Raw genomic sequence first — 14,582 nt, forward strand, 5'->3', positions numbered from 1 at the left:
AATGCCGGTCGAGAGGTGGGAACACACTGGCCAGCAAAGCCAGTCAACCGACGAGTTCCTGGCGGAGTTTATGGGCAATGTGGTGCTGGATAGCGGGCAGTTCTCCGACTACAGGTGTGACGATGCCCTGAAATCCCGCCTGGCCCAGCGATTCTGGCACGTCATCCAACACATGCCCTCCGGTGCAGGCAAAAAACGGCAGGCAGATCGCAGACTGACCTGTGCCCGATGCGGCCTCGGCGATGCTTGGGGGCTGTTCGACAAAACCCAGACGGATGGAGTTGAACGATAGCAAGCCCTTGAGGCACGAAGCGAATTCTGAGGCGACTTTGGCAGGGTTTGGACTGCGTCCCGATCCGTGGGCGGCGATAACCAGATCGACCTCGGACGCGATCCAGCTTTGATCTGCCAGGGTATCCAGCAGTGCATCCGAAACCAGACGCGGTAAGTCAGGATCGATGCCAAGGGGATCGAGAATGCGAATCTCTCGGCTTCCGATCCGTTTTGGCAAAGCGCCGGTCACGAACCAGCCCTTGGCCATGAATAACGGATAAACGGCGCTGCCTGCTGGCAAAGCGTCCAGGCAGGTTTCCAGCGATCCGGGTGCCGCGAGTGTTGCCGAACGTACCGAGATACCTTGTGTCAGCGCATCTATACCTGCGGCGAAGGCGGCAAGAGACGCTTCCGCCGGGGCAGGGTCCGAGGGTTGGCCATGGGCAACGATGACAGCGTGCGGCATATTCGTCTCCAAGCGGTTTGTGACGTGCAAGATGTCCCGGCCACGATCCGAGTCAATCACTTTGACCGGCTACCTAGCCTAAAAGTGTCAACCACATCCATACGGTTACGATGGACACACCAGTTCCGATCAAGACCGAGGATGCAGCCACCCGTTTGGCGTGGCCGTAGAGGTTGGCAAAGATATAGGCGTTGAAACCGGGGGCCATGGCAGCGGTGACCACTCCGGATCTGAACAGATCCTGTGGTAGCGACAGCGTGGTTCCGAACAGCCAGACTAGGCTTGGGTGTAGCAACAGCGAGACGCCGCAGACAAAGGCGATGGCCCTCAGATCGCCCTCGGGACGGTACTTCACCAGAACGCCGCCCAAGGCGAAAAGAGCGCCCGGCAGGGCGGCGCGCGTGATCAGGTTCAGCGCCTCCTCGGCAACGGTTGGGATGCCGACGCCTGACAGGTTCACGGCAAAACCCATCGCGATGCCCAGGATCAATGCGTTTTTGAACATGGCTGACAAGACCGATCGCACCATGCGCGCACCACCATGACCGCGATTGCGGATCACTTCCATCACCGTGATGCCGACGCCGTAGCAGAACGGTGAATGTAAAGCGATGATCGCGTAATTTCCTGTCAGATTGTCGGGGCCATAAGCGCGTTCGGTTATCGGCAGGCCAAGCAGGACCGAGTTCGAAAACAGGCAGCAAAAACCGATCGCCACGCTGTCTTCCCAGCCGCGCCCAAAGATGTACCGTGCGCCGCAGGTGCCTGCTGTAAAGCACAGACCAGCCGCCGCGTAGAAACTGACCAGCAAGCGGGGGTCAAAACTACTGTCGATGTCAAGATTGGCGATGGCCAGAAACAGAAGGCAAGGAATTGCAAACCCTTGCGTAAATTTCATCAGCCCGTCGACATGGGACTCGCGAAAATAACCAAACCGCGTCGCGGCATAACCCGAGCCGATCACTAAAAAGACCGGCAGGATGACGTTGATCAGACTCTGAAGCATCTCGGGACCGGTGCCCTTTGGTCCAGGGTCATGCGGGCGACCGGATCACCATCCCGTCATAGGCGGGGGTGATATGGTCCGGGGTTTCGGCGTCGACTGTGGCATAGTCCAGGTCGATATGCATGTTGGTCAGCACCGCGCGCTTTGGTTGCAATTCTTCGATCCAGCCCAGCGTTTTCTCGAGATGGGCATGCGTTGGGTGCGGCGAGCGGCGCAGAGCGTCGATGATCAGGTAATCCAACCCTGCCAGCTCGGACCGGGTGTCGTCATGAAACTCAGCGACATCGGGCAGATAGGCCAGATCGTTGATCCGAAACCCTAGCGCATCAATTGATCCGTGATTTACGCTGAACGGATGGAAGGGAATGGCCCCGCCGGGCCCATCCACTTCGAATGGCCCGTCGATTGTCTTAAGATCGAGGATCGGAGGATACGGAGAGCCTTCGGGCTGCACGAACGCATAGCCGAACCGCCCCAGAAGGTCGTTCTGCGTGGCCCCATCGGCCCAGACCGGCACGCGTGTTTTCATGTTGAACACGATCATGCGCAGATCGTCGATGCCGTTCGTGTGGTCCGCGTGCGCGTGAGTATAGACAACACCATCCAGACGCCCGGTACCGGTGCCCAGCAGCTGGCTGCGCATATCCGGGGAAGTGTCGATCAGAACGGTTGTCGTGCCGCCCGGCCCGTCACGTTCAACCAGCAATGAACAGCGGCGGCGGATATTCCGGGGGTTCTGTGGGTCGCAATCGCCCCAATGACCGCCCAGCCGGGGGACCCCGCCGGACGACCCGCAGCCCAGAATGGTGAACCGGAACTCGCTCATGCGGCGGCCTTGTATTGCGCGGCTTTGGAAAACAGGCGATCGAAATTGGCCTGCGTCCGCGCGGCGAAATCGGCGTAGGGCAGGCCAAAAACCTCGGCACCTTTCTGGGCCGTAAAGGCGGTATACGCGGGTTCGTTTCGTTTGCCGCGATAGGGTGGCGGGGCCAGGTATGGCGCGTCGGTTTCGACCAGAATGCGGTCGACGGGGGCCGCGGCGAAGATGTCGCGCAATTCCTGGCTTTTGGGAAAGGCAGCGATACCAGACATCGAGAGGTAAAAGCCCAGCTCCAGTGCTGCCTTGGCCAGCTCAGCCGAGGACGAAAAGCAATGCATCACGCAGGAATAGGGCGCGTTTTGGTATTCTTTCGTCAGAATGCGTGCCATGTCGTCATCGGCAGCGCGCGCGTGGATGATCAACGGCAGCCCGGTGCGCTGGGCGGCCTCGATGTGAATGCGCAGCGACTGCTTCTGCAGGGCTGCCGACTCGGCCGTATAGTGATAATCCAGCCCCGATTCGCCGATTCCCACGAACTTGGGATGTTGTGATAACGCGACCAATTCATCGACGCTGGCCATCGGTTCTTCGGCCGCGCTCATGGGATGGGTGCCGGCGGCATAGAATATCGGGGCGTGAGCCTCGGCTATGGCACGGACGATGGGTTCGTTGCGCAGACGCGTGCAGATCGTCACCATCCGGGTAACACCCGCTTCGGCGGCACGGGTGATGATGTCGTCCAACTGCCCGTCGAAATCGGGAAAATCCAGATGGCAATGGCTGTCGGTGATCTGGGGGGTATCGCTCATCTGCTCTGACCGGCGGTTTCCTGTATCTTGAACACCGTATCTAGGACCAGAGCGGCAGGGTCAAGGTTCACCGCCTGACCATGACGTGCACGTGCCGTGATCACCGCAGCGACCTCGGCCCATTTTTGCGCCTGTTGTGGCGAGGCCGACAGGCGGGCCAGTGTCTGTGCCTCATTCGGAGCAGCTTCGGGTACGGGCGGCGCGCCAGTGGCACCGGTAAGCGCAAGGCGAGACAGCGCGATGTCGATCAGGGTCAGCAACAACTCGAACCGGTCCGCCGCGCCGCGCTGGGCAGCGGCCTCGGCAAGGGCAAGGGCGCGCTGGCGGTCAAGGCGGGGAAGGGTCCCTAAAATCGCGATCAATTCGGCATAAATGTCCAGCCCGTTCAGATTGATCAGGCGCACCGCATCGCCCACCGAACCCGCGGCAAGGGCTGCGAGGTGATCCGGTTGTGCGGGCAGCTCGGCCCCGGTTTGCAACAGCGCCGCCTGCATGTCCTGTTCGCCCAGCGGAGACAGCCGCAACGTACGGCAGCGGGATTTGATCGTCGGCAATAGGCGAGAGGGCTGATGCGAAACCAGCAGCAGCGTCGTACGCGCTGGCGGTTCCTCGAGCATCTTCAGAAGCGCGTTGGCGGCGCTGACATTCATCTCGTCCGCCGCATCCACGATGACGACGCGCTGTCCGCCATCGGCGGCGCTCATGCCAAAGAACCGTCCCAGCTTACGGATGTCGTCGACCACGATCTCTCCGCGCAGCCGACCCTGATCATTGGCCGACCGCGTAATCGCAGCCAGACCGGGTTCGGCACCCGCCAGAATGCGGTGAGACACCGGGTGCTCGGGGTCGATATCAAGCGAGTCAGGTGGAGGCGGCGCGCCGAATAGCCCGCCGTCATCTTGTGGCGGCGTCGCCAGCAGAAATCGGGCGATACGCCAGGCAAGCGTGGCCTTACCGCAGCCGCGCGGACCGGTCAGCAGCCAACCGTGGTGCAACCGTTCCGAATTGTAGGCGGTCAGAAACGCCTGCTCGGCCGCATCTTGACCAAAAAGCCGGACGGTTTCGCGCGGATGCGGCGCACCGGGCGCCTGATCAGGGGCTGGAATGTCGTCGCTCATCGCCTATCGATCACAGAGTCTTCGATACGATTTCTGTCACATCGCGGGCGACGCTGTCTATGTCCCGATTGCCATTGACGACCCGGAACCGGCTTGGGAATTCTTCGGCCAGCGCCAAGAAACCCGCGCGCATGCGACGTTGCAGCTCGGGGCCGAAATCCTCAAAGCGTTCTTCAGCGCCTTGCCGCCCTTTTGCACGTGACAGGCCGGTATCAGGGTCCATGTCGATCAGCAGCGTCAAGTCGGGCTCGCGCCCGATCATCAGGCTGTGCAACTGATCCACCAGACCACGCAGATCGCCGCGCGACAATCCCTGATACATGCGTGTGCTGTCTGCAAAGCGGTCGCAGATCACGATTTTTCCAGCGGCCAACGCAGGGTTGATTGTGCGTTCCAGATGATCCCGGCGTGCGGCTGTGAACAGCAAAATCTCGGTCTCTGCCGACCAGCGGTCGGGATCACCTTGCAGGACCAGATTGCGGATTTCCTCGGCCCCATCCGACCCCCCGGGCTCGCGGGTCAATACGACCTCATGACCGGTCGCGCGCAGATGCTCCGCCAGCATACGTGCCTGCGTCGACTTGCCCGATCCATCAATGCCTTCAAAGGTCAAAAACACCCCGCGCTGCGTCACAATTGCCCCAGCGGAGTGTTGATGACGTCTTTCAAAACGATGCCGCCAACCGTCAGCATCCGAACCACAAATCCACCTTGCGGGACGTCCTTGACCGCAACCAGAGGGCGTCTGATCTCGGGCAGCCCTTCTGGCTTGATCACCAGCTCCGCCAGTTTCTGGCCTTTGGCGACAGGCGCATTGATCGGGCCGTCATAGACGATTTCGGCCTCGACATCGGCATCGCCCAGCACTGGGAACAGCAATGTCATGTCCTGCTCGGGGACAAGGCCAACCGTAGGTTCGGCCCCCATCCACAACTTGGCTTCGGCTATCGGTTCGTCGGCGTTGGCAACTGTCCTCTCGACAAAATTTCGAAACGACCAGTTAACCACGGCCTCAGCCTCCTCTGCGCGGCGGGCCGTGCTGTCGAGGCCAGAGAGGACAAAGACCACGCGCCGGTCGCCTTGCTTGGCCGAGCCGACAAGGCCATACCCGGCCTCTTGCGTGTGGCCGGTTTTCAAACCGTCCGCACCAATGTCCAGTTTTAGCAGCGGGTTGCGATTGCGCGCGTTTGATGGCGCCCGCCCGTCGAACTCGAACACTTCTTCGGCGAAGAGCGGGTAGTATTCGGGGAAGTCCGTAATCAGCCGGTCCGCCAGAACTGCCAGATCGTGCACTGACATCATGTGCCCGGCAGCGGGCCAGCCGTTTGAGTTGGCAAAGTTCGAGTTGTCCATGCCCATTTTCTTGCCGCGTTGTGTCATGAAGCGGGCAAACCCGGCTTCGGTTCCATCGGGGCTGAGCGCCTCGGCGATCACAACGCAGGCATCATTGCCGGACAGCACGATGATCCCCCGCAGAAGATCCTCGACCCGGACACGATCCTGTGTGTTGAGGAACATGGTCGAACCGCCATAGCTCATCGCGTGTTCGGAAACCGGCAATGTCTCATCCAGCGTCAGACGCCCGTCGCGCAACGCTTCGAAGGCGACATATAGCGTCATGAGTTTTGACATCGATGCCGGTGGCAGCGGCAGATCGGCCTCTTTCGACAACAAAACCGTGCCGGTTTTCTGATCCATCACATAAGCCGCACGGGCGGTCGTATCAAAGGCTTGGGCGGGCAGGGCCAGCACGGCCAGCCCAATGGCCAGAGTGGTCGAACGTAACGCGGACAGCATCTTGCGCCTCCTGTTTCTTGTCAGTTCTTAGCCGTGAAGGCGTCGGAAAAGCCCAGATCCTTTACGTCGGACAGGATCGCCCGGCGTTCAGCCCGGGTATTGGCAGGACCGACCAGAACGCGCCAAACGGTGTTGTCTTCGGTCTTGAGCTCATTGACCTGAGCGTTCATGCCGTTGCGCCGGATCTTGTCCGCGGCACTCTTGGCATTTGACTCGACCCCGAACGTACCAACCTGGACAAACGGTTTCGACAGAGCGGATGTCGCTGCGGCGGCTGTTGCAGTAGCTGTCGCTGCGGTCGGTTCGCTGGCTTCAATCGCAGCAGCCGCGCCTTCGATCGGGTCAAGCGGCGTTTCCGTGATTGCATTGGGGTCTTTCTTTTGCCACCACTTGCGTTTTGCAGGCTTTTCGGCGGGCGCTGTGACCTCGGGATCGGCCAACGCGGCGGTTTGCGGTGCCTCAGAGGTGGCCTGATCTGCCACAACCGCGCCCGTTGCAGCTGCGACTCCGGCTGCCGCTGCGACCTCGGCGGTTTCTTCGGCTGGCTTTTTCTGCCACCATTTCCGCTTTGCCGGTTTTTCTGCGGGTGCCTCCGCGTCCACTTCGGGTTCAGGCTCTGCGGTGGCTGCAGTCTGCTCGGGTACGGGGGTGTCCTCGGCGTCGTCTGATGCGGCACCCGCTGCGACACCGGCGGCTGCCGTGACGGCGGCGGTTTCAGCTACTGGTTTCTTTTGCCACCACTTGCGTTTGGCGGGTTTTGGTTCTGCCTCTTCGGTTGTCTCCGCATCAGCAATTTCGGTCTCGGCGTCCTCGGGCTGGGTCTCTTCCGGTGGCGGGGCAACCTGAATCTCTTCGCGCCGCAGGGCAACCACCTGCAACCTGCTAGGAGAACCTGCCAGCATTCCCAGCTTGGCTGCTGCCGACGATGAGACCTGCAGCGCCGGGCCCGGCAAATTGGCGTCCCGACGGAACAGCGCGCCGGTGACGGATTTGTTGTTGGACGTGTTCTTGATCAAAACCCGCTCGGGTTGACCAACGTCGGGATGTGCCACCCAGATGCCACCAAGCGAGGGGCGCCCATCCCACAAACCGGCCTCGGTTACCTCGAACACATCCGGGGCTTCGATGTCCCGCTGCGACCCCGAGGTCAATTCAGGGAACAGTTCAACAGGCCCGTCCTTGTCTGAGGTTTCTGCCGCTTCATCCGGTGCCGCAGTACCCGCAAGTTTCAACCCTTCCTCGCAGCCGACCAGTGCTGTCATGGCCACGGCCAAAACCGCCAGCCGCGGTGGCCCAAAGCGTTTACCCGTCGCTCGCTCCATCATTTCATCCCTTGCCTGACAAGGCCGTTCCGGCCGCGCCCCACCGCGAATTGGCTGGTTCTTGTGCCAGTCTCATGCGGTCACTCACGGCAATCATAGCGCGAGCGCCACCCCAAGGAAAGCCATCTGCGCCGGGTTCGGCAAGATTTCCCGCATTATGGCTTGCCTCTGGCCGCAACTGCCCTTAGACCCTGCCAGCACGCGGGGAGGTGGCAGAGTGGTCGAATGCGGCGGTCTTGAAAACCGTTGAACGTGAGAGCGTTCCCAGGGTTCGAATCCCTGTCTCCCCGCCACTCATACCTGTCTCACTTCAGTTGTACTTTCTGACCCGGAATTGTTCCGCAATTCCCGCGAGTTGGCGCATGCGCTTTCAATCAGAGACGGAGCAAACCGTACACTCTGAGTAGAATTCAGGCATCAGTCTCAGTGCCACATTTTGTCGGGGTCGCTTTGAGCTGGATTTCCCTGATACCCGGCAATTTACAGGGAATTTCTGCAAAACAAGTCTGGAACCCGAGATTTCAGATGTCACAACTCTATTTTTTCCAATGGCTTAGATTGCAAATTCCCTAAAAACTGGAATAGGGAATTTTCTCGCGGGAGCAGGGAATTGTGCCGACGGATCAGGGAGATTGAACCCTGCATCGGGGACGCAGGATCTGGAGCTATCAAAAGCCGAACATGCGTTCCTGTTCAGCCCAGTCAAGTGGGTGGGTCACGCTGACCAGACGCTTGAGTGTGAGTTCGGGCGGCTGGGTGCCGTCGAGAATCGCGGCCTGAATCTTCGGTGAGAGAAACGCGAGCTGGGCGCGGGTGCGGATGAAGGCGCCGGGGACGCTTTCGCGGCGCGCGATCTCCATCAGTTGAACTCCGGCTTTCAGATCGCGCGCCCAGCCATGGGCGCGGATCAGCATGGACCGGAGGTGGGGATCAGGTTGGGGTGCCATATCTCCGGCGATGACCTTGGCCTCGACGCCGCGGCGGCGCAGACCGAAAGATGCGGTTATGTGTGTAAGATCCGGGTGCAGATGGTCCGCAGCTATGCCAACTGCGTTTGCCAGACACTCGGGATTCAGTTCGAGGTCGATCTGACCTGGTGCAATTTTGCCTTTGGCCAGAAGAGCAGCGCCGACCTGACCGCCTTGGCGTTGAAGCCGGATTACTAAATCCGCAACTGAAGTCTGAACTGCCTCCGCTGACCCGGCCTCCGGCTGCGCCAGTACCTGATGCGTGATTGCGGCGTCTTGCAGATGTCTGACGATGACATCAATGACAGCGTTTTCCAGCGCAGGGCCGGGCAGTCGCCAGCCGGAGGTATCCTTGCCGCCCGAGATCAGTCTGTTGGAGATATAGTAGCGCAACCGTCGGCCTTTGCGGGTGGTGTGGGTTGGGGTCAACCGATCACCAGTTTTGTCCCGCAGCAGACCGGTGAGCCAGGCCCCGGGGTCAGTGGAATGTTGGCGCGTATCGGAGCCGCCGCGTGCACGGCAACGATTAGAGGCCTGCCGCATCTTCTCTTGCAACCGGTCCCAGATGTCTTGGTCGATGATCGCCGGATGTTGTCCGTCCCAGATCTTATCCTTGTGGCGGATTTTTCCGAGATAGACCGGGTTGCGCAGCAGGTAATAGATTTGACCCCGTGACAGCGGACAATCCCCTTTCACTCTGCCATCCGCGCGAACAACCCGCTTCGACCGCAGGTCGTCTGCCATTGCCCGTTCTTCTACTTTGCGCAGGCAACCCAGCTCGTCATAAAGCCCAAAGAGATGCCGGACCGTTCTGGCCTCCTCCTCATTCACCACCAGCGTTCTTGCCTTCGGATCGGGGTGGCGGTCATAGCCGAGAGGCAGGTTGCCACCCATCCAAAGCCCCTTTTTCTTAGACGCTGCAATCTTGTCGCGAATACGTTCGGCGGTGACTTCCCGTTCAAACTGAGCAAAGGACAACAGCACATTCAGGGTCAACCGACCCATGGATGAGGAGGTATTGAAGGCCTGCGTAACCGAGACAAAGGAACAACCCGCCTGTTCCAGCCGGTCGACGAGCTTGGAGAAGTCGGCGAGCGATCGGGTCAGCCGGTCAATCTTGTAGACCACGACCATGTCGATGCGCCCGGCATCAATCTCTTCAAGCAAGCGTTGCAGGGCGGGGCGTTCGAGTGTGCCGCCGGACAGTCCGCCATCATCGTAGCGCTCTGGCAATAGGGTCCAACCTTCGTGTCGCTGGCTGGCGACATAGGCCGCGCAGGCTTCATATTGCGCATCCAGTGAATTGAAGTCCTGGTCCAGTCCATCCTCTGAGGACTTGCGCGTGTAGATGGCGCATCGGATTTTGCGGCGCGGGCTCATTTGGTCGCCTTGCCGGTGAGCCCAAAGAAACGCGGCCCTGACCAATGCGCGCCGGTAATCTCTCGGGCGATGGCGGAGAGCGAACGATGGGACCGACCGTTCCAAGTGAAGCCGTCCCCTGTCACGTCGACAACATGGGTCACGCCATTCCACTCGCGCAAAAGGCGCCCGCCGGGTTTAAGGACAGGGCAGGAAGGCCGCTGCTTCATCTCTGAGCCCTTTCCAAGTGTGGCTTTGACCTGCCGGGGCAGCCCGCCATGACGGCGGGACTGCATCTCAAAGGCAATGAAACGGCGCAGGAAGGGTTGGCTGAGCATGGCGGGTGCGGGTTGATCAAACAGTTGCTGCCAAAGCGTGACCAGATCTGATCGACCAATGGCGGCAAGATCGGCGACGTCGCTTGTCTTCGTCATGACTCGCCGTCCTTATTTGCTGTGAGGTGATACGTGGAAGATCCATGTGGCTTGTCGGATTCGCGCCGTTCGATTGTGACGCCTTTTTTCCGCAGACCGCTGATTGCTGCTCGGACCGAATGAGGTTGCCACCCCGTTGCTTTGCAGAGCGCCTCAAGGCTGGTGCCACTCGGGCGACGCAACAAAGCTTGCACCTTGTCAATTTTGGTTTGCTTTGGCTTGGACATGAACTGTCTCCTCTGATCTTGGGTCAGCGAGATGCCGAACCCCGGTACCGAGGAGCGCCCGAATGGCTCGGGCGTGGGATCAGTGATGCGTGGTTCACAGCAACAGTCCAGCTCTTTCTGGAGCAATCCCAAGAGGAGTGTGTATTGCAGGGCGTTGCTGCCGTACCCCCGATTATTCGTCAACAATCTTAATTGGTTACTTTTTGTTTGGGGGTTGCAATTGCAAAATCCCGTGCATAGATTCTAGCCAGCCCTGCAAGGGACAAGGTCCCACGGGGAGGTGAATACATCTCCCAGGCAGCATTCGGCGCCGCATTTTTTGAAGCGGATAAGACCGAGAGCATTCGAAGGGGCAACGAACCGGATCGATTGGTCCGGAGAGTTGCTAGTCGTGCTCTCTCCGAATTCCCAACACGATCCTTTCTTGTCGACGCTAACGAGCGTCAAACGAAAGGAGGCGGCTATGTCTGCCAAAAAAACACACAGCGACGCCAAGGCGTCCAACACGCCGATCTGGATGGCGGACAAAGTCGTCCAATCTCAGATCAGCCAGATCAAGCCCTACGCCAACAACAACCGCGTGCACGCGGCCAAGAATATCGACAGGCTCAAAGCGTCGGTGGCCAAGTTTGGCTTTGTCACCCCGATCCTGTTGGATGGTTCGGGCACAATCATCGCGGGCCATGGCCGCTATGAGGCCGCCAAGGCCCTGGGGTTGATGTCCGTTCCGACTGTTGTCGCGGGTCACCTGTCAGATGCAGAAGTCCGTGCTCTGCGCATTGCGGATAACAAGCTGGCGGAATTGTCGGACTGGAACGAAGCGGCCCTCCAGATTGAGTTTGCCGAATTGATGGATCTCAGCCTTGATGGCGAGTTGGACTACGATCTCGAAATCACCGGGTTCGAAACGCCGGAGATTGACATCATCATCGATGGCGCGGACGAGGCCGCAAAGACTGAAGCGGAATCTGTTGAGACGCCGAACCCTGCAGTACCGGCAATTACGCAGCCGGGCGATCTTTGGGTTCTTGGAGATCACCGCATCTTCTGCGGGGATTCCTTGCAAGCCCAGAGCTACGACACCTTGTTGAAAGGCGAGAGCCCGCAGATGGTGTTCACCGATCCTCCTTATAACGTATCTGTCAATGGGCATGTCCGTTGCGGCACCGGCGGCGATCATCGCGAGTTTGCTATGGCGTCGGGGGAAATGTCGGACAGCGAGTTCCGTGGCTTTCTTTCAGAGGTGATCAGTCGGTTGTTTGACTGTCTGCCGGATGGGGGCATTGCGATGATCTGCATGGACTGGCGTCACATTGAAGAGCTGATTGTGGCGGGCAAGGCAGGAGGCTTTGATCTCATCAATCTCTGCGTCTGGAACAAGACGAACGGCGGGATGGGCAGTCTTTACCGCTCCAAGCACGAGCTGGTTTGTATCTTCAAGAAGCCGGGGGCTTCGCATACCAACAATGTCGAATTGGGCAAACATGGACGCAACCGCGCCAACGTCTGGGACTATGCCGGTGTGAACAGCTTTGGGGCAGGGCGTGAGGCGGATCTCGCTGATCATCCGACGGTGAAGCCTACAGCCCTGGTTGCAGATGCCATCATGGATGTGAGCCACCGCGGCGATGTTGTTTTGGACGCCTTTGGAGGGTCCGGTGCAACCTTGCTGGCAGCAGAGAAAACAGGACGCCGGGCGCGGCTGATTGAGCTCGACCCGGCCTATGTCGATGTCGCCATCCGCCGCTGGCAGGAGATGACCGGTGAGAACGCCGTGCATTCTGTGACAGGCCAGACGTTCGATGAGTGTTTTGCTGCCAGCGACACCACCTCGAAGCAGGAGGCGGATCATGTCTGACGATACGAAAGAAGAGTATGAGGTGGGCTACGGCAAACCGCCCAAAGCGACCCAATTCAAGAAAGGCCGATCCGGCAATCCGAAGGGACGGCCGAAAGATTCGAAGAATGTTGGGTCGATGCTTGAGGAGGTCTTCTTTCGGAAAATCCCGATCACCGAGAACGGATCACGCCGCGAAGTCACGATGCTGGAAGCAATCCTGCGCCAGCTGGTGAATGGGGCAGTTAAAGGCGAGATGCGTTCGATTGACCGGGTTCTGAAACTGTTGCCCGCTGTTCAGGAGGCGCGCGCCGCAGAGTTGGCGGGTGGTGAAGGTGCAACTGCGGTCGACCCCGGTTCAGACCTGGTCGCCCTGGAAGTGCTGGCGGATATGTTTGGCAGCGATCCGGATCAGCTTTTTGCAAGCATCCAGGGAGGTATCGACGATGAATGCCCTGAATTCTGATGATCGCAAAAGGCTGGCAGAGGCTGCGATGCGTGAAAACCTCTACGCATTCCTTGCGGGCAGTTTTGGTATCTTGTGTCCGGGCGAAAAGCTTGCCCGGGCTCCCTACCTGGAGGCCATGTGTTACGCCCTTCAACGCGTGGCCTCCGGTGAGTGCCAACGGTTGATGATCTCGATTGCCCCGCGCCATCTGAAATCGATCTGTGGATCCGTCTTGCTGCCAGCCTTTGAGCTTGGACGCGATCCGACAAAGAAAGTGGTTGTTGTCAGTTACGGCAAAGATCTGGCGCGTGAACATGCCGAACAGTTCCGACGGCTGGTGACCAGTCCGTTTTATCAGCGCCTGTTTCCGAAGATGAAGGTCGATCCCAAACACAACCGGTTCGAACATATGAAAACCACTAAAGGCGGCGGGCGCAAATCTGTTTCTCTTGGCGGTGGTATCACCGGCTTCGGTGCAAACCTCATTGTCATCGACGACCTGGGTAAACCCTCTGAAATGCGCCACGATACGTACCGGCAGGAGTTGCGTGATTTTTTCGACCAGACCCTGTTCTCGCGGCTGAACGACAAGCGCACGGATCGTATTGTTTCGATCCAGCAGCGATTGCACCCGGATGACTTCTCCGCCTACCTTTTGGAAAAGGACACATTTGACCATCTGTGCCTGCCGTCGATCGCGGAGATCCCGGAAGAGATTCCGCTCTACAACAACCGTGTGCTGAAGCGTCGGCCAGGAGATTTGTTGAACCCAGAGCGGGAACCGCAGGAGGTTCTTGATCGGATCAAGGCCGACATAGGCAATTTTGCCTTCCAGGCACAGTATCAACAAAACCCAACGGACGGAGAAAACGAGTTTCTCTCAATGTCCGATTTGCATCTGGTGGAAACCTTGCCGGAAGAAAGCGTGTTTGTCCGGCGGGTCCAGAGCTGGGATACAGCGGCGAAAGACAGTCCGCGTTCTGACTTTACGGTGGGGCTGACCTTTGGGTGGCATGCGTATGAAGAGAGATGGTATTTGCTCGACGTCTTTCGGGCTCGAACGAACTATACGCAGGTGCGGAATGCTGTTCTTCGATTGCGCAAACAGTGGCGCGTGGACCGGGTCCTGATCGAGTCCTCGGCGATGGGTATCCACCTTCTGGATGAATTGAAACGCACCGCAGCAGGTGTTTACATGCCCGTCAACGTGGTCACGAGCAAACTGGACCGCTTCATCCCGCAGACCGACTGGATTAAATCTGGCAAGTTAGTCATCCCCACCGACAAGCCCTGGTTTGATGAGTTCCGCAGGGAGCTGTTGGCGTTTCCGGATGCACTTAAAGATGACCAGGTGGATGCGCTGACCCAGTTCGCTGAATACATGCGTCGAAGCCAAGGGACATATCTCGATACAGATCCTTACACAGGCCGCCGCCAAGGCAACTATCGACCCGAACGACCAAGAAGGGAAGATCGCATGCGGTTCTGACATAACGCGAGAGCGCTTTCCGGCGACCTGGGAGTGGGTATCACGACTTCGACCTCCAAAGTCTGCGATGAAGCGCAAAGCTGCCGTTAGTGCCAACTGCGGCGAAGGTCCGCGCTGAGCCGATTCCGTTGAAAAACAATGTTTTGCTGACGCAGAAAGTGGTCATCCGAACAGAGTGCGAGCGCCTTTTTATCAGACTTTTCGCGTTT

Annotated in this window: 14 protein-coding genes and 1 tRNA gene; 4 read left to right on the forward strand and 11 right to left on the reverse strand. The window is 59.1% G+C overall.

Annotation, left to right across the window (positions count from 1 at the left end; genetic code table 11):
- Positions 1–43: 43 nt before the first annotated feature.
- The 8 genes from ACR0JA_RS09635 to ACR0JA_RS09670 all read right to left on the reverse strand — a co-directional run bounded on the left by ACR0JA_RS09635 (position 44) and on the right by ACR0JA_RS09670 (position 7,611).
- Positions 44–739, reverse strand: coding sequence for a CbiX/SirB N-terminal domain-containing protein (locus ACR0JA_RS09635; RefSeq protein ID WP_480573327.1), 696 nt, complete (start codon positions 737–739; stop codon positions 44–46).
- Between the two features lie 73 nt (positions 740–812).
- Entirely contained in the window at positions 813–1,745 is a 933-nt protein-coding gene (locus ACR0JA_RS09640) for an AEC family transporter (RefSeq protein ID WP_480573330.1), read from the reverse strand.
- Positions 1,746–1,773: 28 nt separating this feature from the next.
- Entirely contained in the window at positions 1,774–2,571 is a 798-nt protein-coding gene (locus tag ACR0JA_RS09645; protein WP_480573333.1) for an MBL fold metallo-hydrolase, read from the reverse strand.
- Positions 2,568–3,374: a TatD family hydrolase gene (locus ACR0JA_RS09650; protein WP_480573336.1), complete on the reverse strand. Its 807-nt coding sequence runs from the start codon at positions 3,372–3,374 to the stop codon at positions 2,568–2,570. Before ACR0JA_RS09650 ends, ACR0JA_RS09645 begins: the two co-directional genes overlap by 4 nt.
- Complete coding sequence (locus ACR0JA_RS09655; protein WP_480573339.1) at positions 3,371–4,492, reverse strand: DNA polymerase III subunit delta'; 1,122 nt, start codon at positions 4,490–4,492, stop codon at positions 3,371–3,373. Before ACR0JA_RS09655 ends, ACR0JA_RS09650 begins: the two co-directional genes overlap by 4 nt.
- Positions 4,493–4,502: 10 nt before the next feature.
- The gene (gene tmk, locus ACR0JA_RS09660; RefSeq protein ID WP_480573342.1) at positions 4,503–5,126 is read right to left on the reverse strand and encodes a dTMP kinase; all 624 of its coding nucleotides are present in this window, start codon (positions 5,124–5,126) and stop codon (positions 4,503–4,505) included.
- Complete coding sequence (locus ACR0JA_RS09665; RefSeq protein WP_480573345.1) at positions 5,123–6,289, reverse strand: D-alanyl-D-alanine carboxypeptidase family protein; 1,167 nt, start codon at positions 6,287–6,289, stop codon at positions 5,123–5,125. Before ACR0JA_RS09665 ends, tmk begins: the two co-directional genes overlap by 4 nt.
- Before the next feature lie 20 nt (positions 6,290–6,309).
- Complete coding sequence (locus tag ACR0JA_RS09670) at positions 6,310–7,611, reverse strand: SPOR domain-containing protein (RefSeq protein ID WP_480573348.1); 1,302 nt, start codon at positions 7,609–7,611, stop codon at positions 6,310–6,312.
- A gap of 203 nt (positions 7,612–7,814) precedes the next feature.
- Here ACR0JA_RS09670 and ACR0JA_RS09675 point away from each other — a divergent pair.
- Positions 7,815–7,904, forward strand: a tRNA-Ser gene (locus tag ACR0JA_RS09675).
- Positions 7,905–8,279: 375 nt separating this feature from the next.
- On the opposite strand, the gene ACR0JA_RS09680 is transcribed toward ACR0JA_RS09675, so the two are convergent.
- Genes ACR0JA_RS09680 through ACR0JA_RS09690 form a run of 3 tightly spaced genes read right to left on the reverse strand, consistent with a single transcriptional unit; the run spans position 8,280 to position 10,599 of the window.
- Positions 8,280–9,959 (reverse strand): recombinase family protein, encoded by a 1,680-nt coding sequence (locus ACR0JA_RS09680; RefSeq protein WP_480573351.1) that lies wholly within the window; start codon positions 9,957–9,959, stop codon positions 8,280–8,282.
- Positions 9,956–10,372 carry a DUF2924 domain-containing protein gene (locus ACR0JA_RS09685; RefSeq protein ID WP_480573354.1) on the reverse strand — a complete coding sequence of 139 codons (417 nt, stop codon included), beginning with the start codon at positions 10,370–10,372 and terminating at the stop codon, positions 9,956–9,958. Before ACR0JA_RS09685 ends, ACR0JA_RS09680 begins: the two co-directional genes overlap by 4 nt.
- Positions 10,369–10,599 (reverse strand): DUF3489 domain-containing protein, encoded by a 231-nt coding sequence (locus ACR0JA_RS09690; protein ID WP_480573357.1) that lies wholly within the window; start codon positions 10,597–10,599, stop codon positions 10,369–10,371. The genes ACR0JA_RS09685 and ACR0JA_RS09690 overlap by 4 nt, the downstream gene beginning before the upstream one ends.
- 463 nt (positions 10,600–11,062) lie before the next feature.
- Between ACR0JA_RS09690 and ACR0JA_RS09695 the strand changes: the two genes are divergently transcribed.
- From ACR0JA_RS09695 to terL, 3 genes are read left to right on the forward strand one after another with little or no spacing between them, the layout of a single operon-like run.
- Positions 11,063–12,457 (forward strand): site-specific DNA-methyltransferase, encoded by a 1,395-nt coding sequence (locus tag ACR0JA_RS09695; RefSeq protein ID WP_480573360.1) that lies wholly within the window; start codon positions 11,063–11,065, stop codon positions 12,455–12,457.
- Complete coding sequence (locus ACR0JA_RS09700; RefSeq protein WP_480573363.1) at positions 12,450–12,902, forward strand: DUF5681 domain-containing protein; 453 nt, start codon at positions 12,450–12,452, stop codon at positions 12,900–12,902. Before ACR0JA_RS09695 ends, ACR0JA_RS09700 begins: the two co-directional genes overlap by 8 nt.
- A complete protein-coding gene (terL, locus tag ACR0JA_RS09705; RefSeq protein WP_480573366.1) occupies positions 12,883–14,373 on the forward strand; it encodes a phage terminase large subunit in 1,491 nt (496 codons plus the stop codon). The genes ACR0JA_RS09700 and terL overlap by 20 nt, the downstream gene beginning before the upstream one ends.
- The last annotated feature ends 209 nt before the right edge of the window (positions 14,374–14,582 follow it).

This window comes from Ruegeria sp. AM4 (genome assembly GCF_056540665.1).